Annotated in this window: 24 protein-coding genes; 9 read left to right on the top strand and 15 right to left on the bottom strand. The window is 65.3% G+C overall.

Going from position 1 to position 23,393, the window contains the following annotated elements; translation table 11 throughout:
- Positions 1 to 6: 6 nt before the first annotated feature.
- Positions 7 to 678 (top strand): MSMEG_1061 family FMN-dependent PPOX-type flavoprotein, encoded by a 672-nt coding sequence (locus H977_RS0106065; RefSeq protein ID WP_029107008.1) that lies wholly within the window; start codon positions 7 to 9, stop codon positions 676 to 678.
- Positions 679 to 680: 2 nt separating this feature from the next.
- On the opposite strand, the gene H977_RS0106060 is transcribed toward H977_RS0106065, so the two are convergent.
- A complete protein-coding gene (locus H977_RS0106060; RefSeq protein WP_029107007.1) occupies positions 681 to 1,760 on the bottom strand; it encodes a zinc-dependent dehydrogenase in 1,080 nt (359 codons plus the stop codon).
- Positions 1,761 to 1,956: 196 nt separating this feature from the next.
- Between H977_RS0106060 and H977_RS0106055 the strand changes: the two genes are divergently transcribed.
- Positions 1,957 to 3,969, top strand: coding sequence for a PTS mannitol transporter subunit IICBA (locus H977_RS0106055; protein ID WP_036475206.1), 2,013 nt, complete (start codon positions 1,957 to 1,959; stop codon positions 3,967 to 3,969).
- Positions 3,970 to 4,005: 36 nt separating this feature from the next.
- On the top strand, positions 4,006 to 4,764 hold the full coding sequence (locus H977_RS0106050; RefSeq protein ID WP_029107005.1) for a DeoR/GlpR family DNA-binding transcription regulator: 759 nt from the start codon (positions 4,006 to 4,008) through the stop codon (positions 4,762 to 4,764).
- A gap of 19 nt (positions 4,765 to 4,783) precedes the next feature.
- Here the strand turns inward: H977_RS0106050 and H977_RS0106045 are convergent, their stop codons facing one another.
- Entirely contained in the window at positions 4,784 to 5,704 is a 921-nt protein-coding gene (locus tag H977_RS0106045) for an alpha/beta fold hydrolase (protein ID WP_036475203.1), read from the bottom strand.
- Positions 5,705 to 5,727: 23 nt separating this feature from the next.
- Positions 5,728 to 7,605 carry a glutamine--fructose-6-phosphate transaminase (isomerizing) gene (glmS, locus tag H977_RS0106040; RefSeq protein ID WP_029107003.1) on the bottom strand — a complete coding sequence of 626 codons (1,878 nt, stop codon included), beginning with the start codon at positions 7,603 to 7,605 and terminating at the stop codon, positions 5,728 to 5,730.
- A 94-nt stretch (positions 7,606 to 7,699) separates the two neighbouring features.
- Between glmS and H977_RS0106035 the strand changes: the two genes are divergently transcribed.
- Positions 7,700 to 8,551 carry a dienelactone hydrolase family protein gene (locus H977_RS0106035; RefSeq protein ID WP_029107002.1) on the top strand — a complete coding sequence of 284 codons (852 nt, stop codon included), beginning with the start codon at positions 7,700 to 7,702 and terminating at the stop codon, positions 8,549 to 8,551.
- A 7-nt stretch (positions 8,552 to 8,558) separates the two neighbouring features.
- Here the strand turns inward: H977_RS0106035 and H977_RS0106030 are convergent, their stop codons facing one another.
- On the bottom strand, positions 8,559 to 9,275 hold the full coding sequence (locus tag H977_RS0106030) for an SDR family oxidoreductase (RefSeq protein ID WP_029107001.1): 717 nt from the start codon (positions 9,273 to 9,275) through the stop codon (positions 8,559 to 8,561).
- Between the two features lie 71 nt (positions 9,276 to 9,346).
- Here H977_RS0106030 and H977_RS0106025 point away from each other — a divergent pair, with 71 nt between their 5' ends.
- Together H977_RS0106025 and H977_RS36030 are read left to right on the top strand one after the other, a co-directional pair.
- A complete protein-coding gene (locus H977_RS0106025; protein WP_029107000.1) occupies positions 9,347 to 10,231 on the top strand; it encodes a LysR family transcriptional regulator in 885 nt (294 codons plus the stop codon).
- 30 nt (positions 10,232 to 10,261) lie between these two features.
- Entirely contained in the window at positions 10,262 to 10,396 is a 135-nt protein-coding gene (locus H977_RS36030; protein WP_286162626.1) for a hypothetical protein, read from the top strand.
- Positions 10,397 to 10,469: 73 nt separating this feature from the next.
- Here H977_RS36030 and H977_RS0106015 read toward each other — a convergent pair whose 3' ends face one another.
- Genes H977_RS0106015 through H977_RS0105995 form a run of 5 tightly spaced genes read right to left on the bottom strand, consistent with a single transcriptional unit; the run spans position 10,470 to position 14,668 of the window.
- Entirely contained in the window at positions 10,470 to 11,267 is a 798-nt protein-coding gene (locus H977_RS0106015) for an ABC transporter permease (RefSeq protein WP_029106999.1), read from the bottom strand.
- Positions 11,264 to 12,430: an ABC transporter substrate-binding protein gene (locus H977_RS0106010; RefSeq protein ID WP_029106998.1), complete on the bottom strand. Its 1,167-nt coding sequence runs from the start codon at positions 12,428 to 12,430 to the stop codon at positions 11,264 to 11,266. The genes H977_RS0106015 and H977_RS0106010 overlap by 4 nt, the downstream gene beginning before the upstream one ends.
- Complete coding sequence (locus H977_RS0106005; protein ID WP_029106997.1) at positions 12,427 to 13,143, bottom strand: ABC transporter ATP-binding protein; 717 nt, start codon at positions 13,141 to 13,143, stop codon at positions 12,427 to 12,429. The genes H977_RS0106010 and H977_RS0106005 overlap by 4 nt, the downstream gene beginning before the upstream one ends.
- Entirely contained in the window at positions 13,119 to 14,141 is a 1,023-nt protein-coding gene (locus H977_RS0106000) for an acyl-CoA dehydrogenase family protein (RefSeq protein ID WP_029106996.1), read from the bottom strand. The genes H977_RS0106005 and H977_RS0106000 overlap by 25 nt, the downstream gene beginning before the upstream one ends.
- Positions 14,138 to 14,668, bottom strand: coding sequence for a DUF4242 domain-containing protein (locus H977_RS0105995; RefSeq protein ID WP_029106995.1), 531 nt, complete (start codon positions 14,666 to 14,668; stop codon positions 14,138 to 14,140). Before H977_RS0105995 ends, H977_RS0106000 begins: the two co-directional genes overlap by 4 nt.
- A gap of 94 nt (positions 14,669 to 14,762) precedes the next feature.
- Here H977_RS0105995 and H977_RS0105990 point away from each other — a divergent pair, with 94 nt between their 5' ends.
- Together H977_RS0105990 and H977_RS32635 are read left to right on the top strand one after the other, a co-directional pair.
- The gene (locus H977_RS0105990; RefSeq protein WP_029106994.1) at positions 14,763 to 15,362 is read left to right on the top strand and encodes a TetR/AcrR family transcriptional regulator; all 600 of its coding nucleotides are present in this window, start codon (positions 14,763 to 14,765) and stop codon (positions 15,360 to 15,362) included.
- Between the two features lie 66 nt (positions 15,363 to 15,428).
- Positions 15,429 to 16,355, top strand: a complete 927-nt coding sequence (locus tag H977_RS32635; protein WP_051288692.1) for an alpha/beta fold hydrolase — start codon at positions 15,429 to 15,431, stop codon at positions 16,353 to 16,355.
- Positions 16,356 to 16,473: 118 nt separating this feature from the next.
- Here H977_RS32635 and H977_RS32630 read toward each other — a convergent pair whose 3' ends face one another.
- From H977_RS32630 to H977_RS0105970, 3 genes are read right to left on the bottom strand one after another with little or no spacing between them, the layout of a single operon-like run.
- Positions 16,474 to 17,508 carry an amidohydrolase family protein gene (locus H977_RS32630; protein ID WP_036475198.1) on the bottom strand — a complete coding sequence of 345 codons (1,035 nt, stop codon included), beginning with the start codon at positions 17,506 to 17,508 and terminating at the stop codon, positions 16,474 to 16,476.
- 15 nt (positions 17,509 to 17,523) lie between these two features.
- Positions 17,524 to 18,276, bottom strand: a complete 753-nt coding sequence (locus H977_RS0105975) for an SDR family NAD(P)-dependent oxidoreductase (protein ID WP_029106993.1) — start codon at positions 18,274 to 18,276, stop codon at positions 17,524 to 17,526.
- Positions 18,273 to 18,590, bottom strand: coding sequence for a hypothetical protein (locus H977_RS0105970; RefSeq protein ID WP_029106992.1), 318 nt, complete (start codon positions 18,588 to 18,590; stop codon positions 18,273 to 18,275). Before H977_RS0105970 ends, H977_RS0105975 begins: the two co-directional genes overlap by 4 nt.
- Before the next feature lie 70 nt (positions 18,591 to 18,660).
- On the opposite strand from H977_RS0105970, the gene H977_RS0105965 reads away from it, so the two are divergent.
- Positions 18,661 to 19,512: a LysR family transcriptional regulator gene (locus H977_RS0105965; RefSeq protein ID WP_029106991.1), complete on the top strand. Its 852-nt coding sequence runs from the start codon at positions 18,661 to 18,663 to the stop codon at positions 19,510 to 19,512.
- 66 nt (positions 19,513 to 19,578) lie between these two features.
- On the opposite strand, the gene H977_RS0105960 is transcribed toward H977_RS0105965, so the two are convergent.
- The 3 genes from H977_RS0105960 to H977_RS0105950 all read right to left on the bottom strand — a co-directional run bounded on the left by H977_RS0105960 (position 19,579) and on the right by H977_RS0105950 (position 23,382).
- On the bottom strand, positions 19,579 to 20,019 hold the full coding sequence (locus tag H977_RS0105960; RefSeq protein ID WP_196808172.1) for a PNPOx family protein: 441 nt from the start codon (positions 20,017 to 20,019) through the stop codon (positions 19,579 to 19,581).
- A gap of 164 nt (positions 20,020 to 20,183) precedes the next feature.
- A complete protein-coding gene (locus H977_RS0105955) occupies positions 20,184 to 21,752 on the bottom strand; it encodes a class I adenylate-forming enzyme family protein (RefSeq protein ID WP_036475194.1) in 1,569 nt (522 codons plus the stop codon).
- Positions 21,753 to 22,197: 445 nt separating this feature from the next.
- Complete coding sequence (locus H977_RS0105950; protein ID WP_036475191.1) at positions 22,198 to 23,382, bottom strand: PucR family transcriptional regulator; 1,185 nt, start codon at positions 23,380 to 23,382, stop codon at positions 22,198 to 22,200.
- Positions 23,383 to 23,393 lie beyond the last annotated feature (11 nt).

Genomic DNA, 23,393 nt, shown 5'->3' with positions numbered 1-23,393 from the left:
GAGGCGATGGTGAAAACCACAGGTACAGCGGCGGATTCGTACTCCCCGATCTCGATGGAGCGGGTCAGGGAGATCGTCGGGCACCCGGAGCGGTTCATCGCGGAGAAGAAGGAGCCGAAGCTCGGCGAATTCTCGGCCCGGTTCATCGCGCACAGTCCGTTCTTCTGCATGGCCACCGTGGGCGCCGACGGCCAATTGGACACCAGCCCACGGGGTGACCCACCGGGTTCGGTGCGAATCCTCGACCCGTGGACGCTCGCCATCCCGGACCGGCCGGGAAACAAACTGGCCGACACCCACGAGAACATCACCAAGCATCCCGCGGTGGGGCTGGTCTTCTTCGTGCCGGGCATCCGCGAGGTGATCCGGGTGAACGGGGACGCGTTCGTCACCGACGATCCCGAATTGCTCGAGATGCTCAGCGCCGACGGCAAACCCGCAGTGTTGGCCACGATCGTCCGCATTCGCGAAGTGTTCGGTCAGTGCGGCAAGGCCGTGATCCGGGCCAAGCTCTGGGACGGCGACAGCCGGGGACTGGCCGAAGCCGTGACGTTGGGCGGAGACTTCTACACCCTCACGATCACCGAGAGCGCGGCGAAGATGGCCGAGAAACTAGGCGATCTGGCCGGCTCGCTTCATGCGGTGATCGACGATCACTACGAGAACGAGCTGTACTGACTTCAGACCGACGCGGTCGCAGCGGCAGGCTCGACCGTCACCTTGATGGCCTCTCCGTTCTGCACGATCGAGAACGCGTCGAGCACGTCGTCGAGCGGGATGTGGCGGGTGATGAGGTCCTTCACCGGCACCTGGCCGGTCGAGATGTACTGCAGTGCACGCTTGTTGTGCTCCGGCGCGGAACCGTTGGCACCGTGGATGTGCAACTGCCGGTAGTGCACGATATTCGAATCGCACGTGATGGTCGGGTTGGTCTTGGGCAATCCACCGAAGAATGAGATGCGCCCGTTTCGGGCGGCCATCGCGATGGCCTGTTCCTGGGTGACGTTGGCTGCGGTGGCGGTGATGACGACGTCGGCGCCGCGGCCGCCGGTCAGTTCCATCACCTTCTCGACGACGTCCACCTCCGCCGCGTTGATCACCCCGTCGGGATGCACGGCGTCGGCCGACATCTTGAGCCGGCTTTCGTTCACGTCGACCAGATAGACGGGGCCGCAATTGTGCACGCCGCGCGCGATGCGGATGTGCATACACCCGATCGGTCCGGCGCCGAACACCACGACGGTGTCGCCCTCTTCGATACCGAGCAGGTCCTGTGCATTGATCGCGCACGCGAACGGTTCGGCCGCCGACGCTTCGTCGTAACTGACGTTGTCCGGAATCCGGTTCAGCCCATCGACTTTGAGCACCTGGCGCGGAACGATCATGTACTCGGCGAACCCGCCGTCGTACTGGTACCCCATCGACGTCTGGTTCTGGCAAACGGCCATCCAGCCCTTGCGGCACTCGTGACATTCTCCGCACGGGACCGCCGCGATCACCTGGACCCGGTCGCCCTCGGCCCAATCGGTGCCATAGGTGGAATTCACGTCGGCACCGACCTCCACTATGTCACCGGCGATCTCATGGCCGATGGTGCGCGGTGGGGTCAGGTTCTGGTGCCCGTTGTGCAGGATCTTGACATCGGTGCCGCAGGTGGAGCAGTTGCGAACCCGGATCTTCACCTCGCCGGGGCCGCACTGGGGCTCCGGTACATCCTCCAGCCGGACGTCCTCGGGGGCGTAGTAACGCAGGGCTTTCATGACGGGTCCTCTCGACTCGCAGGGAATGGCGCTAAACCGGGTCGGTATCAGCACCCTAACGCCGATCCGGTCATAAAACCACAACTTTCTTCGCCCACTTACGCCCGATTGCTTGCGGAGATGCCCACTTATGCGATGTACTGAGCATTCATGTGACCGGCGTCACCCAGCAGCCGGCAAGATCGGAGGTCGTCAGATGTCCACTGTCGAAGCGCCACGCACCGGGGTCCGGGTGCATGTGCAGAAGCTGGGCACCTCGCTGTCGAACATGGTGATGCCGAATATCGGCGCCTTCATCGCCTGGGGCCTGATCACCGCCCTGTTCATCGAGCAGGGCTGGCTGCAGGCCATCTTCTCCGGGCTCAAGGACCCCGACGGGTGGGTGGCCAAGATCGGCGGCTGGGGCAGCTACGACGGCGCCGGCATCGTCGGCCCGATGATCACGTACCTGCTGCCCGTCCTGATCGGATACACCGGTGGCCGGATGATCCACGGCAACCGCGGTGCCGTCGTCGGCGCGATCGCCACCATGGGCGTCGTCGCCGGTGCCGATGTCCCGATGTTCATGGGCGCGATGATCATGGGGCCACTGGGCGGCTGGGCGATGAAGAAGGCCGACGCCCTGTGGGAGGGCAAGATCCGGCCCGGCTTCGAAATGCTGGTCGACAACTTCTCCGCCGGCATCCTGGGAATGCTGCTCGCGATCCTCGGCTTCTTCGGCGTCGGGCCGATCGTGTCATCGTTCACCCGGGCCGCCGGACACGCGGTGGACTTCCTGGTCAACAACGATCTGCTGCCCGTGACCTCACTGCTCATCGAACCGGCGAAGGTGCTGTTCCTCAACAACGCCATCAACCACGGGGTGCTGACACCGTTGGGCACCACCCAGGCACTGGAGACCGGCAAATCGGTCCTGTTCCTGCTCGAGGCCAACCCCGGGCCCGGCGTGGGACTCCTGTTGGCGTTCATGGTGTTCGGCCGCGGCGTTGCCCGCGCCTCGGCACCGGGCGCCGCGATCATCCAGTTCTTCGGCGGTATCCACGAGATCTATTTCCCTTACGTGCTGATGAAGCCCAAGTTGATCGCCGCGACCATCCTCGGCGGCATGACCGGCGTCTTCATCAACGTGCTGTTCGGTTCCGGGCTGCGCGCCCCGGCCGCGCCCGGTTCGATCATCGCGATCTACGCGCAGACCGCCGGCGGCAGCTACCTCGGCGTGACGCTGTCCGTGCTCGGCGCCGCCGCCGTCTCGTTTGCCGTCGCCTCACTGCTGCTCAAAACCGACCGGGCCGGTGACGAACCCGATCTGGCCGCGGCCACCGCGGAGATGGAGGCGCTCAAGGGCAAGAAGTCCAGCGTGGCTTCAGCCCTGGTCGGTGCGCACCGGGGTCCGGTGACCAGCATTGTGTTCGCCTGCGACGCCGGCATGGGGTCCTCGGCGATGGGCGCCTCGGTGCTGCGCAAGAAGATCCGTTCCGCGGGATTCGGCGACGTCACGGTGACCAACCAATCGATTGCGAACCTCACCGACACCTACGACATGGTGGTGACCCACCGCGACCTCACGGACCGGGCTCGCCTGAAAACCGGATCGGCCGTTCATGTCTCGGTGGAGGACTTCATGAGTAGCCCCCGCTACGACGAGATCGTGGAGATGTTGCGGAACACGAATGCCTCCACGGATGAGCGCTTGCGCGAAGACCAGAAGGCCCCGGATGAGCGCTTGCGCGAAGACCAGAAGGCCCCGGATGAGCGCTTGCGCGAAGACCAGACAGCTGGGGTCGACGTACTCCCCCTCGATTCGATCGTGCTGGCCGGCACCGCCACCACAGCGGACGCGGCCATCGACGAGGCCGGCGCCCTGCTGGTCGCAGCGGACGCCGTCGAGCCGGCCTACGTGGATGCCATGCACGAGCGCGAGAAGTCGGTGTCGACCTACATGGGCAACGGTCTCGCCATCCCGCACGGCACCAACGAGGCCAAGACCGCGATCCGCCGCACCGGGATCTCGTTCGTGCGCTACCCCGAACCCATCGACTGGAACGGCAAACCGGCCGAGTTCGTGGTCGGAATCGCCGGTCTGGGCAACGACCATATGGCACTGCTGACCAAGATCGCCCACGTCTTCCTCGACAAGGAAGAAGTGGCCCGGCTGCGGGCGGCGACCAGCGCGGACGATGTGCGCGCGGTGCTGTCCGACAGCAAATAACCGTCACCACACCCGGGCTGCCCCAGAATGGCAAGCGTGGATTCAGATACCCGCCAGAGCCGCATCGTCGAGTTCGCGCGCAGCCGCGGCCGCGTCGATGTCCTGACGCTGGCCGACGAACTCGACGTCGCTGCCGAGACCATCCGCCGCGACCTCAAGGCGCTGGCCGGGAGGCGACTGCTCAAACGTGTACACGGCGGCGCGATTCCACTGGAGACCGCCGCATTCGAATCCACCGTCGAATACCGCAGCCAGGTGGATCTGGCCCAGAAGCACCGCATCGCTGCCGCGGCGGCACATCTGTTGCACGGCGCCGAAACCGTGTACCTGGATGAGGGTTTCACGCCGCGACTGATCGCCGAACAGCTCGTCGATGAGGAACTGACTGTTGTGACATCGTCGCTGCTGGCCGCCGAAGCACTGGCTCACAGCGAGACCGTCACCGTCCTGATGATCGGTGGACGAATGCGTGGGCGCACCCTGGCCACCGTCGACCACTGGGCTGTCGAGCGATTGAGCAGCCTTGTCATCGATATCGCGTTCCTGGGCACCAACGGGATCACCGCCGAGCATGGCCTCACCACACCGGATCCCGCCGTGGCAGCGGTGAAGCAGACGGCGGTGAGGGTCGCACAGCGATGCGTGCTGGTGGCCGCGCATTCCAAGTTCGGCGAGACGAGCTTCTGCCGGTTCGCGGACGTCTCCGATTTCGAGTCGATCGTCACCGGCACCGAGTTGCCCGCGGAGGAAGCACAGCGTTTCGAAGCGCTGGGGACGTCGGTGATCCGCGCCTGAGGAGCAATCCGGCGAAGGGCTACGCGGCGCCCCAGAACTGGCCCACCCGCTGCGCAATCTCTTCCGGGTATTCCCCGTTGATGGCGTGAGAGGCGTCGGGCCAGAGTTCAATCTGACCGTTTACCAGTAACTCTCGTCCCCGCGCGACGGCGCGCGTCGGGTCGAGCATGACGCTGCGGCCCGCGATCAGTGCCAGCACCGGTACGTCGACGCCCCGCAGCTGCTCATCGGTGAACAGTTTCGGCATCGGTGTGTGCAGCGTGAAATCCGTTGAACCCGCGGAGATCAGCGCGGCTTCCGTCTCGGCGGCCTCGATATCCGCTCCGCCGGCTATCCAGCTCTGCACCCTCCGGCGCCACTGCTCCGGCACGCCAGGTGCGAACAGTGCCACCGAGGCCAGTATCGCCTTGACCGGAACACTGGTGAAGGTGAACACAGGATCCAGCAAGGTGATCGACGCTATCCGCGCGGGCCGGTGCACCGCAGCGTTGGCGGCGGTCCAGCCGCCCATCGACACACCGAGCAGGTGCGCCTTTTCCAACTCGAGTCCGGCCAGCGTCTCGTCGAGCCACTGCGCCTGGTCCAGGGCGTGGCGAACAGGCTTGTGCTGCACCGACAGGCCGGCCTCGCCGAGCAGGTCGAGGCCATAGACCGTGCGGTGTTTCAGCAGGGGTTCGATGTTGGTTCGGTACATCGGCGTCGACGCGTTGCGGCCGGGCAACAGGATCGCCGGTGCGCCGGTGTCCGGCCCGGCGAAGTGGTAGGCGCGCACGGTCCCGAATGTGGTTGGCACGTCGAACAACTCGAACGGCGGCAGCGTCGCCATCCCGACCCGGTATGCGTCCAGGAAGTGCTCGTACGCGGCGTCGGAGACGAATGCGCCCAGCCCGTCACGGGCCCATCGCCCAGCGATGTTGACGGTGGGAACCCGTAGATCCATCAGTTCACCCCCACCCAGGGCGGTTACTCGACGGTGACGGACTTGGCCAGGTTGCGCGGCTTGTCGACGTCGTATCCGCGGGCGCGGGCCACCCCGGCGGCGAACACCTGCAGCGGGATGGTAGACAGCAGCGGCTGGAAAAGCGTTGACACCGCCGGGATCTCGATCAGGTGATCGGCGTACGGGCGCACCGTGTCGTCGCCTTCCTCGGCGATGACGATGGTGACCGCACCACGCGCCTGGATCTCCCGGATGTTCGAGAGCAGCTTGGCGTGCAACATCTGCGCGTTCTTGGGTGACGGCATCACCACGATCACCGGAAGATCCTCGTCGATCAGCGCGATCGGACCGTGCTTGAGCTCGCCGGCCGCGAAGCCCTCGGCGTGCATGTACGCCAGCTCCTTGAGCTTGAGCGCGCCCTCCAGCGCCACCGGATAGCCGACGTGCCGACCCAGGAACAGGATCGTGGGCGACTTGGCGAAGCGCTGGGCCAACTGGAACACCGGCTCGATGCCCGCCAGCACCCGGCCGACCTGATCGGGCATGGCTTCCAGCTCGTGGTACTCGCGCTCCACCTCGTCGGGATACTTCGTACCGCGGGCCTGCGCCAGGGCGAGCCCCACCAGGTAGTTCGCGGCGATCTGAGCCAGGAACGTCTTGGTCGCGGCCACACCGATCTCCGGCCCGGCCCGGGTGTAGAGCACCGCATCGGCCTCGCGCGGGATCTGGCTGCCGTTGGTGTTGCAGATGGCCAGCACTTTGGCCTTCTGGGTCTTGGCGTGCCGTACCGCTTCCAGCGTGTCGGCGGTCTCGCCGGACTGCGAGATCGCGATCACCAGCGTGCTGCGGTCCAGCACCGGGTCGCGGTAGCGGAACTCGCTCGCCAGCTCGACCTCGACGGGCAGCCGGGTCCAGTGCTCGATGGCGTACTTGGCCAGCAGCCCGGAGTGGTATGCGGTACCGCAGGCGACGATGAAGACCTTGTCGATCTCGCGCAGTTCCTGATCGGACAGGCGCTGCTCGTCGAGCACGATGCGGCCGTCGACGAAATGCCCCAGCAGGGTGTCGGCGACAGCGGCGGGCTGCTCGGCGATCTCCTTGAGCATGAAGTAGTCGTAGCCACCCTTTTCGGCGGCATCGAGATCCCAGTCGATGTGGAATTCCCGGAAGTCGCGGCCGGCCTGCAGATCGTCCCTGCCGAAGAAGTCGGTTATGCGGTAACCCTCGGCGGTCAGCACCACGGCCTGGTCCTGGCCGAGTTCCACGGCGTTGCGGGTGTGCTCGATGAATGCCGCCACATCGGATCCGACGAACATCTCGCCTTCGCCGATGCCGACCACCAGCGGGGTGGACCGGCGCGCGGCCACGATCGTGCCCGGATCGTCGGCGTTGGCGAACACCAGGGTGAAGTGGCCTTCCAGGCGCTGCAGCACGGCGAGCACGGAGGCCGGGAAATCGCCGGCAGTGTCGCCCTGTGCGTACTGACGGGCCACGAGGTGCACGGCGACCTCGGAGTCAGTGTCGCTCGAGAACTCCACCCCGTCGGCTTCGAGCTCGGCGCGCAGAACGGCGAAGTTCTCGATGATGCCGTTGTGGACGACGGCGATCTTGGCGGCCGCGTCGCGGTGCGGGTGGGCGTTGCGGTCGGTGGGACGGCCGTGGGTGGCCCACCGGGTGTGGCCCAGCCCGGTGCTACCGGTCAGGACGTTCTCGTCGGTCTCGGCGAGAGCGGCCTCCAGGTTGGCCAGCCGGCCGGCACGGCGACGCACCGTCAACCCGCCGTTGCCGTCGATCAGCGCGATTCCCGCGGAGTCGTAGCCCCGGTATTCCATCCGGCGCAGCGCGTCGACCACGATGTCTCGGGCCGGGCGCGCCCCGACGTAGCCGACGATTCCACACATAGGCTCCCAGGGTAGTGCAGTCGGAGCCCTGGCCCGATTCTGCGCGACGGCGTTTGACGGAGATCACCGCGGCGGCCTGCGCTACGGTCAACGCGTGGCCAGCACAAAGAAGCTCTTCGCCGGGTTGACCCGCCGCGGACCGCACCGGGTTTTGCGCGGTGACCTGGCGTTCGCCGGCATGCCAGGAGTGGTGTACACGCCCGAGTCCGGGCTGAATCTGCCCGGTGTGGTGTTCGGCCACGAATGGATGACGCGGGCGGAGAACTACACGGGCACGCTCGAACATCTGGCGTCGTGGGGCATCGTGGCGGCGGCGCCCGATACCGAGACAGGCGTGGCTCCGTCGGTGCTGAATTTCGCCTTCGACCTGGGCGCAGCCCTGGAAATCATCACCGGCGTGCGGCTGGGGACGGGCAAGATCAGCGTGCACCCGGGCAAGCGCGGTGTGGTGGGGCACGGCTTCGGCGGATCGGCCGCGGTGTTCGCCGCCGCGGGAATGGGAGGTGACCCGGCCCGCCCGAAGGCGGTGGTGTCGCTGTTCCCGACGGTGACCAAGCCGCCGGCCGAACAACCGGCGTCGACGCTTCAGGTGCCAGGCCTGGTCCTGACCGCCCCCGGCGATCCGATGACACTGCGGTCGAACGCGGTGGAACTGGCTCGCGCCTGGGAGGGTGCGACGCTGCGGACGGTCAGCAAGGCGCAGGCCGGCGGCCTGGTCGAGGGACGCCGTCTGGCCCGGTTCATCGGGCTGCCCGGCGCCGACAAGGACACCCAGAAGATCGTTCGCGGCCTGCTCACCGGGTACCTGCTGGCCACGCTGGCCGGCGACAAGACCTACCGCGACTTCGCCGATCCCGACGCCACACTTCCCCATACCGAGACGGCCGACCCGAACGCCGATCCGGTCGCCCTTGAAGACAAGGTCGTCGCGCTACTCAAGCCGTGATCGGGCGTCACACCAAGGTCGTGCCGCCATCCACTGTCAGCACCACCCCGGTACCGAACTCCTGCTCCATCAGATAGGCGTACGCCAGTGCGGTGTCGGTCGGCTGACCGATCCGCCCAGCGGGGAGGTTGCTCGCGAACTGCTCGTAGACGGCGTCCCGGTCGGCCTCGCCGAACGCCGACCACAGCGGCGTCTCGATGGGTCCGGGGGCGACGGCGTTGACGCGTAACGGCGCGAGCTCAACAGCCAGCGCTCTGGTCATCGCGTTGATCGCGCCGCAGATGGCGGTCGGCAGCACCCCCAGCCCCGGCTTGTCGGCGGCTGTGCCGCTGGTGAGCGTGATCGACCCGCCGGGAGTGATGCGGGGGGCGAAAACGCGGACTGCTTGTAGTTGACCGACGAAGCGCGTACCGAGGAAATCGGTGATCGCCGCGGTGGTCAGCTCGGTCAGACCAACCATCGTGAGCGGCTCACCCGCGCTGAACACCAGGTGTTCGATCTGGCCGATCTCGTCGACGAGGTGACCGAGGGAAGCCGGGTCACCGAGGTCGACAGTCATCCCCCGGGCGTTCTCACCCAGTTCGGCGACAGCTCGATCGACGTTGGACTGGCTCCGCGACACCACGATCGGGATGCCGCCACGGTCAGCCACCACTGCTGCCACCCCGAGCCCGATGCCGGAGGTGCCGCCGATGATCAGGACACGTGCGTTCTTGAGGTTCATGCCTCCACTGTGAGTTCGCCTCAGGCCGCTCGTCCAAGACCCTTTTCGTCGCGCGGCGATACCCTCAAGGCATGAGCACGCCGGACCTCGATCTGCGAAAACTGCGGTATTTCGTCGCTGTCGCCGAGGAGCTCAATTTCGGCAGGGCGGCGCAGCGTCTCCACATCGCCCAGCCGGTGCTGTCACGGCAGATCCGGGCGTTCGAAGGCGAACTCGGCGTGACGCTCTTGGACCGCAATTCGAGTGGAACCCAGCTGACCGCGGCGGGCACCCAGCTGCTCCGGGACGCCAAAGTGCTACTCGATGAAGCAAAAGCACTGCGGCAGAGGCTATCCCAGACCGCCGGGCACAACGTGACGTTGACCGTGGGGGTGATGGCCGGGCTGCGCGCCACAGCGGCCGCCGCGGCGTGGGAAGCGGCCGACCCTCGCCGCCGCGCGGTCGTGCGTCAAATCCCGTGGCACGAGCAAGCACAATTGGTCCGGGCCGGCGAGGTCGACGTCGTCTATGCGCGGGAACCCGTCGACCACCGCGGGCTGGGAAGCACCCCGCTCCTGGAAGAGCCGATGGATGCGGTACTGCCGGCGGATGATGTCCTTCTGAACCGTGCGTCGGTGCGCCTGGCCGATCTCGCGTCACGGGTGTTGCTGCTGCCGGACCCCGCGATGATTCCGGGTTGGCAGTCCGCAGTCATTGCGCCCGGTCAGCGTTGGGCACCGCCCCGCGAGGAGTTCCGCACTGTGGAGGACAAACTCGAACATGTCGCCGCGCGTGAGGGTTTCGTCATCCTGCCGCACTCCACGACAACGTACTACCGTCGTCCCGACGTCAACGCCGTTCCGATCGAGGATCTCGCCCCGTCCCGCGTGACGCTCATCTGGGACGCGGCGACCGACAACCCGGTACGGGATGAGTTCGTAGCGGCGGCGCTGGCCTGCCGGGACGAAACGACCTGATGTCCGACGAAGTCGCGCGGGAGGCCTCGCATGGCGCGAGATCAAGGTCTCGCCGGCGAACACCGTTCCGGCCCCGCAACCTGCCGCCGTCAGTCCGTCGCCACCGGCCCCGACGACCGGTGGGCCCAAGGATGGATCGACATCGCCTACCACGTCGGTCAGTAGGCATTTCGCGAAGCATCAGCGGTGGGCGCTGAGGCCGAAAACGACTTTGCCGGTATGAGTGCGCTCGACACGGTCAGCTGCGACGGGCCGGATTCAAAAGCCAGCGCGCGGCAGCGTCGAGCAGGAATCCCAGCACACCGATGACGACGATGACCGCGACCACCTGGTCGTAGGCCAACTGGTCGCGAGCGTTCAGGATCTGATAGCCCAGACCCGAACGCACCCCGAGCATCTCGGCGGGCACCAGAACGATCCACGCGACGCCGAGCGCCAGCCGGATCCCGGTCTGCACGTGGGTACGGATCGCAGGCAGGACCACGGCGAGCAGCAACTCCCAGCGCGTGGCGTGAAATGAGCGCGCCACGTTGAGCAGCCCCGGGTCCACGGCGCGCACCCCTGCCGCGGTGTTCAGCAGCACCGGCCAAACCGCGGCCACCACGATCAGGAAGATCACGGGTTGGTTGCCGATGCCGAACACCGCCAGGGCAATCGGTGTCCATGACAGTGGAGAGATCATCCGCAGGAAGGCGATGATCGGCCCGCCGGCGCGCTCGGCGATGCCAGAAGACCCGACCAACAAACCCAGCGGCATCCCGATCACGGCCGCGACGGCCAGACCGATCAACAACCGCCACAGGCTGACGCCGAGATCGCTGAGCAGCACGCCGCGCTCGAGGAGCTCGGCCAGCGCCGGAAAGACGCGCTGCGGCGCGGTCTGACGCAGCACCGATTCTGGGCCGCTGAGTACTGAGGTCGCGAACCACCACAGCACGACGGCGGCCAGGAGCGCGACGACGGGCGGCGCGAAACGGCCCCACCAGCTCGAAACACCTTCTGATGTCTGGGCTTTGTTGGCGGTGACAGTGGTCATAGCGGTTGCACCTGTTCGGTTCGGGTGAGATCGGCGGCCAGTCCGAAGGCGCCGGGCCCGCCGTGATCGGTGAGAGCCCGGCGGACGAATCGGTCCTCCACGAGGTCGGTGTGCACCGCATCGGGGTCGAGCCGGTCCAGGAACCGGCGGTCGCCGTCGACGACGGTGTCGTGCATGGCCTCGGCGAGGCGGCGGGTGAAGCTCGGATACGGAAAAGGCTGAAACCCTAGACGCTGCGGCTGCCAATCCGGATGTGTCAGCGCATAGGGCGGTTCGGGATAGGTCAGCGCGAGTGCGATCGCCGGTGTCGGCTGCGGTAGATATCTACCGCCGGTCAGCGCCGTCGCCGCGGCCGCGCGGTCGCCATCGATGCGCTGCTGCGCGCCCACCACCGCATCGGCGACGGCCTGCACGGCCTGCGGTCGGCTCGCGATGACGTCCTCCCGCGTGACCAAGGCGCAACAGGCGTGATCGCGCCAGACGTCGCCGAGGAAGGTATGGATGTGGCCGATCTTCTTGATCTGCGCGACAGCGTTGAACGGGTCGGCCACCACGTACCCGCTCAGCGTGCCGTTGGCCAGGGCGGGCACCATGTCCGACGGACTCATCACGATCAGTTCCACGGTTCGGTCCGCACGGGAAGCGCTGCGCCGCAACACTGGTCGCAGGCCATGGGCCCGAAGTAGTTGCTGCAACACGATGTTGTGGATCGACCACCAGAACGGGATGGCCACCTGAGTGCCGGCCAGATCGCTCAACTCCCGGATGTGCGGCGCCACCGTCAGCGCCGATCCGTTCGTGTGGTTCCAACCCAGCACGCGGACCCCGGCGCCCAGGGTGTAGCGCAACTGGACGGCCATCGGCATCAGCAGGTGTACGACGTCGACCTGCCGCGTGATGAATGCCTCGGCCAGCGCAGCCCAGCTGCGGAACAGCACCGGCCGTGCCGAACTCACCGCCCCGGCGGGGTACAGCCCGGCACTGTGAGCCATCAACAGCGGCGCGGCATCGGTGATGGGCAGATAGCCCACCCGCAGCGCACCCTCGTCGCCTGGTGCACTGCTCACGGCACTGTGCGCCAGCCCGCCGAGGCCGAAGAGTCCACCGGCAGCGGTCAATCCGGCCGCTCCGGCCAGCAGGGAGCGCCGGGTCAGCACCGTCACAGCACCTCCACCGCGGCATCGGCTCGATACTGCGCGAGAATCTCACCGCGCGTGGGGGTTCCATCACTGCCGACCGTCCAGTCCGCGCGGATCCGGCCTGCGTCCAGCAGCACGATGCGCTGCGCCAACGACAACGCCTCGTCGACATCGTGGGTTACGAGCACCACGGTGACGTCCAGTTCCCGTGCCAGCTCTCGGAGCCAGCCGACCAGATCGGTACGGGTGGCCGGATCCAGCGCGCTGAACGGTTCATCGAGGAGCAGCAGTTGCGGGCGGGTCGCGACGGCACGCAGAATCGCCACCCGTTGGGCCTGCCCACCCGACAGCTCGTCGGGGTACCGCGCGGCCAGGTGGTCCAATCCGAACCGGGTGATGAGTTTCGCGGCGTCGTCGGCGTCGAAACCGCTGCGTTGCGCGGTGAACCGGCGGGCGAAGGCCACGTTGTCCGCGACGCTCAGCCACGGCATCAGCAGCGGCTGTTGGAAAACCACCCCGGTACGGGGCCGGCTACCGTCACCCGACCAGGTCAGTGTGCCTGAGCTCAGGGCGTCCAGTCCGGCGCAGATTCGCAGCAACGTCGACTTGCCGCTGCCACTGGGACCCAGCACCGCGAGAAATTCCCCCGTGCGGATCTGGAGATCGATGTCGGTCAGCGCCGGTACCCCACCGAAGTTCCTGGTGCCGTGCGCTATTCGTAGCGCGTGAGTTCCCACCGCAGTTGTCCTTCCGAAGGTGATTGCACGGGCAGGAAGGCTGCTTCCCGGAACCGCCGGTTGGCGGCACTTCCCAGGGTGTAGCCGGCGCCGCCGGTCAACGAGAGCTCCAGCCTGGTGACGTCGACAGCCACCCGCGCCGCATCCAGCCGCAGCCGGATCAGGTCGGGCACCGTCGCCGCACCGAAGTCCGCAGCCCAGCTGTACAGCCGCGATCTGACGCCCTCGGCGCGGGCGACCGCATCGTCGAGTTCGATGCCGAACCGTGCCAGCGGGCCGGTGTGCGCCTCGGTGGCCGCGGTCAGTGCAGCCCGAGTGACGCCGACGCAGAACGCGGTCTGCAACAACAAGAACGCCGGCCGGATCCCGGCGACGAACGCATCCAGGTCGGTGGCGAGCACCTGATGTGCCGGCACCCGCACCCCGTCCAGGCGCAACGATGTCGACGCGGTGGCCCCGAGTGCGGTGAGCGCTGGGGCGGGGTTGACGGTTACACCGTCGGCACCGGCGTCCACCGCGACGACCAGTGTCCGCTCCCCGACACGGACCGGCATCACGATCAGTGCGTCGGGAAACACGTTGGAGGCCCAGCGAATCGGTCCGCTGACGATCAGGTCTGCGTCGTCGGTATCGCCGGTGATCGGAACCGGCCCGAGACCGGCGACCTGCTTGAGCCCGGCCGCCATTGCAGTGACGCCAATCCGGTCTGCCGTGGCGAGGCTGCTGACGTGCCCACCGAACCCACCGCTGGGCGCGGCGTGCAGGTACCGGATGGTCATGTGGTGCGCCCATGCGGAGAAGCCGACGGCGAGGCTGTTGGCCGACACCTCGTCGATGACACGAGCCATGTCGGCCAAGTCGAGGTCGAGCAGCCCGGCCTGGCCGAGTTCGGCCAGATCGGTGCGGACATCGGTGCGCTGCTCATCGAGATCGGCGGCGCGAGCGGCGACGGTGTGCGCCACCCGGTCCAGGGCGGACTCCGCGAGCGCGGCGGTCACGTGAGCGGCCCGTCCAATCCATGCAGCCGGTCGATCGGCGTGCTCACCGCGTCGCGGGCCCGGCGCACCGCAGCCTCGTCGGGTGCGTCGTAGAAACACAGGCACTTGTCCATGTCCTCACGGACATAGGTGCGCAGGAACTGGACCTCGGGCACGTCGGCGTACTTGGGGGCGTTGGCCTTCTTGCGGGCCAGATAGGACTCCATGTCGAGTTCGGCCGGCAGGTCCCACTCGACCAGGTAACCGGCCTGCGGGCGGGCGGCTTTGAGAGCCGACAGGTCCGCGCCGACCAGCCGGACCTGATGCGGGCCCGCGACGGTGGCGGCAGCCAACTGGGTGGCGTCCAGGGTGGCCGCATCCTGTGCGAATTCGGCGATCGCGAAGATCCTCCGGCGCTGCGCCGTGACCTGAGCTTCGATCAGTTCGCCAGCGCCGCCGGCAATCTCGGCGTCGAGCGTCTTGAGAAGCTGTCCCACCGCAGCGGCATCGGTGGCATCAGGGGTGATTTCGTAGAGGTACAGAGTCACGTGGCAATCCTCGGCATCGCAGGGGTGGAACGGCACCGACACTCGCATAGACAGACAGGTCTGTCTATTGAGCGTTCCGGGCTACGCTGACGGCATGAGCACGCCCCAGACCGCCACCGCACCCAAGGGTGCGCCGCCCGTCGGCGCGGTTCCGCCGGCTCAGCGATTGCTCAATACCGCAGCAGAACTGTTCGCCAGCCAGGGCATTCGCGCCGTCGGCATCGACCAGATCCTGCGCGAGGCCGGGGTCGCCAAGGCGAGTCTCTACAGCACCTACGGCTCGAAAGACGCGTTGGTGATCGCCTACCTCACCGATTTGGATCACGCTGATCGCAACCGCTGGGAACAGGCGGTGGCCGGGGTCGATGATCCGGTGGGCCGAATCCTGACCTTTTTCGACCTCGCCTCAGGCTCGGCGACCCGGCGTGACTACCGCGGCTGCCTGTATGCCAACGCTGCCACCGAATACCCCGGCGTGGAGCTCGAACCGGTACTGGCACACCGCGAGTGGCTACGGGTCACGCTGACCGCCCTGCTGAAACAGGTCGGCGTCAGCTCCCCCGTGACGCTGGCCCGCAACATCCAGCTGCTCTACGACGGCGCGCTGCTGGGTTCCAAACTGGAGCGCTCCACCAAGCCCATCACGGCCGCGCGCGCACTGACCGAGGAATTGATCGGGCTGCCGCGACGCTGACGCGTTGGCAGTTCGCCCGCAAGCGGCCATCGCCCATCTTCCATCACTTTTGGTAGCTTCGTTCAGATGGCGAATGAGCCGCGCGCTGCAGGTACATTCGAAACGAGTCCGTTTGGCACGATTGCGTTCGCCCAGACCTCCGACCGTCGCCGTCTGCAGTACATGACCACGCATCCGAGCGGTGGCTGCCAAGAGTTCATCGTGGTCTTCGAATCGGGTTTGGGTGTCGCGCACACATTTTGGGGCCTCGTCCAACCCGAGGTGGCCGAGCGAACGCAGACTGTCGTGTATTGCCGGGCGGGCTATGGCAATAGCGATGTCGATTTCGAACTGCGCACTGTTGAACGGATGGCCAGTGACCTTGGGGCAGTCATCGATGCCGTCACCGCGCCTCGGCCCCGAGCCAAGGTCATCCTTGTCGGCCACAGCGTCGGTGCGTCGATCATCCAAGCCTATGCGGCTCAAGACACGTCCGCGCGGATCGCCGGCTTGGTCTTCGTTGACGGTGCGTGCACTGACGTCGCCTCACTGCGGAGCCACAGCTACCGACTTGCCCTCCGGGCCTACGCGGTAGCGACACAGGCACTCGCACATATCGGCGCCACGCGGTGGATGGTCGGAAAACTCGTCGACCCGATCCTGCCGGCCACCTATGCCGCAGAGGCCAAACACTACGAGCTCACCGTCGCCGCAACCCAAAACCAAGCACGCGAAACTCGCGGCTGGATAAAGGCGCTCTCCGCCCCATACATGCGCCGCCCACTGCCTGACGTACCCGTGACAGTTCTCAGCGGCAACCGCATCTCACGACTTCTTGCGAAGACACATCGCGCCATCCTCGCCAGCCACAGAAGGCTGGCATCTCAAGCTCCCCAGGGCCGGCACGTCGTGATCGATGCCGGCCACAACATCCCGCTGGACCGGCCGCATGCCATCACAACCGCAATCGCCGACATCATCGATACCCTGACCGCGTTCAACGACAAGAACTGATACTCCGGCAACAAAACAACCTACCCACGCTGGGACGCGCGCACGATAGCTGAGCTGGCGTATGACAGCTCGACTATGCTGTGCAGCATTGCATAAGGCAAATGTGTTGGTGTAGCGGTCAGTCGGGCGCGATCCTGCCGGGGGCGGAGCACTCAACACCGAATACCCGTTCAGCGGTGCGGTGGGCGATATTGATTCGCTGCGTGTCAGTCAGGGGCGCGTCGCGCAGGAAGCGGACCGCGGTGGCGGTGTCTTCGTAGGGGGTGTCGACGGCGAACATGATGTTGTCATCGCCGACCGCGTCGAGGGCGAGGTCGAGCACGGCAGGATCGTCGATGCCGCTCGTCGTGAGGACGAAGTTGCGACGAAAGTACTCACTGGGTGTCAGTTCGAGTGCCGGCATCGAGCCGGCGGACCCGGACACTTGGGTCGCGAATGCGTACCTGTTGTCAATGCGCCTGAGCCAGTAGGGAATTCCTTCGCCTAGATGCCCCAGGACGATGGTCAGGTCCGGGTACTTGTCGAACGTTCCGCTCATGATCAGGCGCATGGCATGTAGGCCGGCCTCGGCCTGGTAGCCCCAGATGGCGGCTTGAAGCCCGTAGACGTCATAGGGGGTGGGCGTGCTGGGGAATCGCGGATGCAAATAGATGGGCGCACTGTGCGCTTGCGCGGCAGCCAGAATGGGCTCGAACTCGGGCTCGTCGAGGTAGCTGCCATGAGTGTGGGAGTTGATCATCACGCCATTGAGTCCGAGCGGGCCCATGATGCGTTCGATCTCCTTGGTAGCCGCATCTATCGCCTGCGGCGCAATGGTGCCGAGTGCGCCGAAACGATCCGGATGACACCGCACGATGGCGGCGAGGTCGTCGTTGACCGCCTGCGCCAAGGGCACGGCGTCGGTGACGGGATAAGGCTGCACGCCGGGCGGATTGATGCTGAGAACCGCCATCGCCTGGCCTGCGGCATCCATTGCCGCAATGCGGGCGCCGATGTCGGTCAGCGCAGTGCGGAATCGCTCCTGGCGTTCAACTGTGCGCATCAGTTCGAGCTCGCGCCGGTCGGCGGGATCGACCTCGAGCCGATGCGCTGCATTCAGGAATGCGCCCGTGGCGACGTGCTCCTCGACAGCGACGATCCCTCTCAGTGTCATCGATGTCCTTTCACTTCATGCTCGGCGTCCGCCGTCGACAGATAGCACAGTGCCTGTGATGTAGGAGGCCTCGTTGGAGCACAGCCAGATCGCGGCGTCGGCGATCTCCCGCGGTGTTGCTAGCCTGCCGAGCGGCGTAACGGCTTCCTGCTGCGCGACCATGTCGGTTCCGTCAGCGACCTCGTCGAACATTGCGGTGCGGGCGATCGCCGGCGCGACGGCGTTCACGCGGATGCCGTCTCGCGCGTAGTCGACGGCGGCGACCTTGGTCAGCCCTACCACGCCGTGCTTGCTGGCCACGTACGCCGGAGCGCGCGGGATGGCATGCAGTCCGCCGTTGGAGGCGATGTTGACTATGGCCCCGCCGCCGGCCCGAATCATCTGCGGGATCTCGTGTTTGAGACAGAAGAACGTGCCGGTGAGATTGATCTGCAACACCCGTTCCCAGTGTCTGCCGGACATGTCGGTCAGGTCCTGGTTGGTGGAGGGGACGGCGGCATTGTTCACCGCGACGTCCAGCTTCCCGAACTCGTTAGCCACTGCGCACACTGCGGCGCGCACAGCGTCCTCATCGGCGATGTCCACGGCAACTGCGATGGCCTGACCACCTGTCCCGATAATGGTTTCGGCGGTCTGCTCGGCAGCGGGCCGGTTCAGGTCGAGGACCGCGACCGCCACGCCGCGCTGCGCGAGACCGATCGCGATGGCGCGGCCGATCCCGCTCCCCGCGCCGGTGACCAGGCTCGCCTTCCCGGCCAACCCGGTCACTCCAACACCTCGTGGTTCGCCCACGCCACCCGATATGGGTGGCGGGCCTGCCAGGTGTGGATGACCGCGCCCGCGTCAGGAGCCGCGAACAACGTCGCAAGGTCGGCTTCGTTCGCCACCCCGAATTGCAGCACGGCGGTCGCGATGAACGCCGGGATCGCCTGCTCGCCATCGACAGCGATGTGCCGCTGCGCCTGGAATCGGCGCACTACACCGGTGCCTGACATCGCTTTTTCGATATCAGAGACGAATCGTTCGAGTTCGTCGTCGGGAATGGGATCTGCAAACGAGACCAGCATCGTATGGGTGATCATGCAGATAGTTCAACCCGGCGACAGCGCGCTCGTCCAATACACATCTGGCCTGGATCGATAGTCTAGTGGAATGGAAATGCTGGAGATGCGGGAGTTGCGCTACTTCGTGGCTGTCGCCGAGCAGCTGCATTTTGGCCGCGCGGCGCGACAGCTGCGCATCGCTCAGCCCGCGTTGTCCAAGACGATCCAGCGCATCGAATCGCGTCTGAGCGTGGATCTGTTCGTCCGCACCAGTCGCAGCGTCACGCTGACTGCAGCCGGTCAGGCTCTTTTGGAACACGGCAGGCACGCCCTCAACGCGATGGACATCGCCGTGCACAAAACTCAACAGGCCGGTGAACCCGATCATCTGCGGCTCGCGATGAAGCCAGGAGGGGATGCGGGCCTTCTGCCGGGCCTACTCGCCGCCTATGCCGAGCAGCAGTATGCGGGGCGGGTGGAAATCGTGTTCTGCAGCGGCACGAGCCGGTCCCAGGTCCTTCGTGACGGGCAGGCCGATGTCGCATTGCTCTACGCCCCGTTCGATGATCTCACCGGTTTCACGACGGTGCCCCTGCACGTCGAGGATCGCGTCGCACTCCTGCCAAAGACCCATCCTCTGGCCGGACGGGCTGGCATCCGCATGAAGGACCTTGCCGCAGAGACCTTCCCGCGCTGGGTCGGCGTTCCGAACGACCACAGCGCGGGGCCTGAAATCGAGGATGTCACCGAACTGGTTCCCTTGGTCCAGATCGGACGCGCTGTCGCGGTCCTACCGCGCTCGCTAGTGTCGCCGGTACCGCCGGCGACCGTCTGCGTTCCCGTCAGGGACGCGGGCACGAGCAGCATCGTCCTGGCCCACAATGCCCACGACCACCGCAGCACTGTCACCGCTTTTATCGCCGCCGCCGCGTCCGCGGCCTGCCTACGCAGCTCATCGTGATAACGCACGTCCGCCGGACCAACCGCGGTGGTCTTTCCAGCGAACCAGGCTAGTACATGCGGGAGCTCAGTTCCGGGGGTCGGCTCCTGAGTGCGGTTCGGCGAGCGTCACTGTCAGATACTGGGAAATCCCCACGCGCTCATAGGTCCTTCGTTGCTTCGGCGAGATCATCGGCAACGCCGTCGATGCGTCGATCAGTTCGGGTTTGGTCACGTCGTGCGTTTCGCCGTTGGCCGATATTGTGGCCCTGCCGGCGACAATCACGTTCTGCAGCCAGTCCACTTGGGTCCCGTATGCCAGCGGAATGATGAACCCGTCCGGTATACGCTCTGCTCCGACCGGCGTCGAGTACTGTTTGCCCGACTTTCTGCCGGTATGCCGGATGGCTGCAGCATACGAGTTCTTTCGGCCGGCTAGCGGGCCCATAACAGAGTTGAGCACGTACTTGTTGAAAGTACGAACCGCGCGAAGCAGGGAACGGGGCCAGTTTCCAGGAGCGAGTGCCACCGCGCTGACGCTACTCGTCGAATTCGCCCGCGGGTAGACGGCGCCTTCGGTGTCAGGCAACCGCTGATCTCGACCGGCGGCAGATGCTGCATGACGCTCACTCGTCCCTGAACGTCTCGACATATCCATTGCGGGCCAGGCGGTTAAGGCTGCGGTGACAAGTGTCAGATCCGGCGATCGTGCGTCTTCCAGTACTTGCCTCTGATCGCTCTCTTGTCGATCTTGCCGTTGGCAGTGTGTGGAAGCTGCTCAACGAACACCACGTCTTTTGGAGCCTTTACCGATCCGAGTTCCCTTTTAGCCGTGTCGATTACATCAAGCGTTTTGACCTGGGAGTCGGAATGGAGGACGATCTCGGCAACAACCTTCTCGCCCCATCTCTCATCTGGGGCTCCGAATACTGCACATTGTTTGACCGACGGCATCTTCAGGAGCACGGTTTCGATTTCCGATGGGTAGATGTTGAATCCGCCCGAGATGATCATGTCCCGTTTGCGATCGACGATGTATATGTATCCATCGCTGTCAATCCTGCCGATGTCTCCAGTGTGGAGCCAGTTGTGTTGGTGGGCAGCTTCGGTTTCTTCGGGTCGACCAAAGTATCCTGGCGTAACCAGGTGTCCTCGAACGACGATCTCGCCAACCGCGTTGCGCCCAAGCAGTTTACCCTCGCCGGACATTACCTCTACCTGAGTGCCCCAGGTTGGGAGACCGCAACTTGCGAGTCGGTTAAGGTCATTATTCGCAGCTGCGGCTTCGATCTCCTCAGCGGGCATCCAGGTAATAAACCCGGGTGCTTCCGCTTGGCCGAAGGACTGCCCAATGATTCCGCCAAGGACGTTGACGGCATGCCGCAGGCGATCTGGCGAGATCGGGGCTGCGGCCAGCCACAGCAATCTCATGCTGTCGAGGACACGGGGCTGCTGCTGCTGCAGGTCCACCAAGTCGTAGAGCGCGGTCGGCGGGAGGAACATATGAGTGATGCCGTGATCCTCGATTGCGTCGAGGACGTCATGGGCGTCGAATTTGCGAAGTATGACGGTACCCGCGCCCTGACAAGCCATTACAGCAGCGAAAAGACCTGCCGCATGCGTGATGGGTGCAGACATCAGGTTGACGGGATGCTGGGTGGGAGGAAAGTGCCGACTCGTCAGATTCATGAGTGTTGTCCAGATGTCATTCGTGATCATGACTGGTTTCGAGCGCCCGGTGGTCCCTCCAGTTGGAGCGAGAACGCACACCAGATCGCGCCGACCGTGCACATCGTTCCAGTCGTCGAGTTCGCGTCCGCGCCCGCGCGCGATCACATCATCGACGAACTGCTGACCATCGCATCGCTGACCGATACCGATAATCAGTTCCAAAGTGGGTATCGCCGCGAGGAGGTCCTCTGCGTGGTCAGAGAAATCTGAGTGCAGCACAATATATTTGAGTCCCACTTCGCGGGCGAAGTCTGACGTCGCCGTGAGTGCATTACGTGGATTCAACGGAACCCAGGCCGCACCGCATCGCCACAATGCAAAGGTTGTGAGCAGTGCCTCTGGACAGTTGGGCGCGAGTATGCCGACGGGGTCACCAACCCTTACGCCTGCCTCCCGGAGCCCGCATGCGACCTCGTGCGAGTACTTCACCCCGTCTGCGAATGTGTACTGTCTCTCCCCCGTAACATCGGAGGCGAACATCCGTTCAGGGTGAAGTGATGCTGCTTCGTCGAAGAAATCGATGACGCGCACGCGTTTGTTCTCCGTTCTATGTATGCGACTCGGTTGTAGCCATCGGCGTCCGTGCCCATGTCGAATCGTCAGTGCCTGGCTCAGTGCGCAATTCGTGGACACCAGTTGTCGTCTCGCCTGGACCTGATGACGACGCAGGCGACTCGCCACCTGGCGCTAGCCAGTAGGGGTTGTTGGAAGTGGCCGCAGGACATTCCGATGTCGCGGATCGCGCGCGTCGCGGTTTCCTCAGCTAGCCCAACGTGGCCCCGGGCCAGCCTCCGCGAAGCGAAGTGGGTCATTCCTACTCCCACGATGACTCGGTAACCCATGCGCGCTTCCTCTGGTAGATCCATGTGAGGTCAGCCACCGCGAAATGCAATCAGATAGGCGCGGTTGGGAAAGGCCACCTACTATCGATTGTCGACGTCACGGCACACGGTGTCATCGGTGACGCTGTCAAACGTTATGCATCGCCGTTGTAGCCCGCGACAACGGCGCGGTGGGCCTCCAGCGCTATCGCGAGCGCCACAAGGTGATCGGTTTCTTCCAGTTCGATGTGAGCGATCTCGGTGTACTTACGAAGCCGATAACGCAGCGTGTTCGGATGAATGACCAGTGCTTCCGCGGCGCGATTGACGTTACGGTCGTGATCTAAGTACGCAGCCAGCGCGTCGATGATCAGCGGTTTGAGGCTCAGATGCATATCGAGGGGATGCAGGTACTTGCTAGTGAGAAGCTGAGCCACAGCGGTGTCCTCATCGGCCAGCAGCCGCCACGAGAGCTTCTGCAGATCTCGGATGCCCTGCTCGCCACGGCGGTCCATCCAGATCGCGACCTTCTCGGCCGCGGCGAACGACAGTGATATGTCGTTGAGCACCTGTGGTGTGCCCACCGCGACACGCGCATCGAAATCGCCTTCGGGTTTGCTCGGCAGCACACCGATGCACTCCCCATCGACGGCGACGATCAGTCCGCGCCGGTGCAAATCCGATGAGCGGTCCAAAAGGCTCCGTACCAGCCGGTCGATGTTGCAGTCATGAGCCGGGCGCGCCCGCACAGCGAAGAACGTATTGCGATGATCGATGCCGTAGGCACTCGCCTGTCGTTCCAAGGCAACGCCTCTCAGCTGGCCGGCGGCCACCTCTCGCACAAATCGGGTGCGCACCTGGATATCGCGCACTGCGCGCTGCAGCGCTTCGTCGTGCATCACAGCTGTAGCGCGCTGCAGCACGAGATTGCTTGCCTGCCATAGAGTCTGGGTTGCCTCTACCGTGCGCGCCGACGGCAGTGACCACTGCTCCGACAGCTGCGCAAACAACGCATGAATCTCACCCATGATCACGTTGTGCCCTTGGACCATGTCGTTGCTGCCAAAACCCGCCGCCATCCGGTCTCGGACGAGACAGTCCAAGTCGTGGCACAGCTGGACATCCATCGCATGCGCCCCAGACCGCAACACCTGCGCGGCCACTGCGGTATTGATTCGAATGGACTCCCCCAGCGCGTTGTCATCGAGCTGGTCGTAGACCGGTACCTCGCCCCGGACGCGTGCAGCAACCCGCTGAACAATCGCGTCTACGCTGGATCCCAGCGCGTTGACCACCTCGGAGTAGGCCTGATCAGTTGACGAACGCGATTTACCATTCATCTCGGCTCCAT

This window comes from Mycobacterium sp. URHD0025 (assembly GCF_000426065.1).
Taxonomy (GTDB): domain Bacteria; phylum Actinomycetota; class Actinomycetes; order Mycobacteriales; family Mycobacteriaceae; genus Mycobacterium.
This window is presented reverse-complemented; position numbering and strand designations above follow the sequence as displayed.

Coding starts and splice junctions, on each gene's coding strand:
- H977_RS0106065 (WP_029107008.1), top strand. CDS start 7: ATGGTGAAAACCACAGGTACAGCGGCGGATTCGTACTCCCCGATCTCG.
- H977_RS0106060 (WP_029107007.1), bottom strand. CDS start 1,760: ATGAAAGCCCTGCGTTACTACGCCCCCGAGGACGTCCGGCTGGAGGAT.
- H977_RS0105965 (WP_029106991.1), top strand. CDS start 18,661: ATGGAAATGCTGGAGATGCGGGAGTTGCGCTACTTCGTGGCTGTCGCC.
- H977_RS0105990 (WP_029106994.1), top strand. CDS start 14,763: ATGAGCACGCCCCAGACCGCCACCGCACCCAAGGGTGCGCCGCCCGTC.
- H977_RS0106055 (WP_036475206.1), top strand. CDS start 1,957: ATGTCCACTGTCGAAGCGCCACGCACCGGGGTCCGGGTGCATGTGCAG.
- H977_RS36030 (WP_286162626.1), top strand. CDS start 10,262: ATGGCGCGAGATCAAGGTCTCGCCGGCGAACACCGTTCCGGCCCCGCA.
- H977_RS0105950 (WP_036475191.1), bottom strand. CDS start 23,382: ATGAATGGTAAATCGCGTTCGTCAACTGATCAGGCCTACTCCGAGGTG.
- H977_RS0105970 (WP_029106992.1), bottom strand. CDS start 18,590: ATGATCACCCATACGATGCTGGTCTCGTTTGCAGATCCCATTCCCGAC.
- H977_RS0106045 (WP_036475203.1), bottom strand. CDS start 5,704: ATGGATCTACGGGTTCCCACCGTCAACATCGCTGGGCGATGGGCCCGT.
- H977_RS0106030 (WP_029107001.1), bottom strand. CDS start 9,275: ATGAACCTCAAGAACGCACGTGTCCTGATCATCGGCGGCACCTCCGGC.
- glmS (WP_029107003.1), bottom strand. CDS start 7,605: ATGTGTGGAATCGTCGGCTACGTCGGGGCGCGCCCGGCCCGAGACATC.
- H977_RS32630 (WP_036475198.1), bottom strand. CDS start 17,508: ATGACACTGAGAGGGATCGTCGCTGTCGAGGAGCACGTCGCCACGGGC.
- H977_RS0106015 (WP_029106999.1), bottom strand. CDS start 11,267: ATGACCACTGTCACCGCCAACAAAGCCCAGACATCAGAAGGTGTTTCG.
- H977_RS32635 (WP_051288692.1), top strand. CDS start 15,429: ATGGCGAATGAGCCGCGCGCTGCAGGTACATTCGAAACGAGTCCGTTT.
- H977_RS0106025 (WP_029107000.1), top strand. CDS start 9,347: ATGAGCACGCCGGACCTCGATCTGCGAAAACTGCGGTATTTCGTCGCT.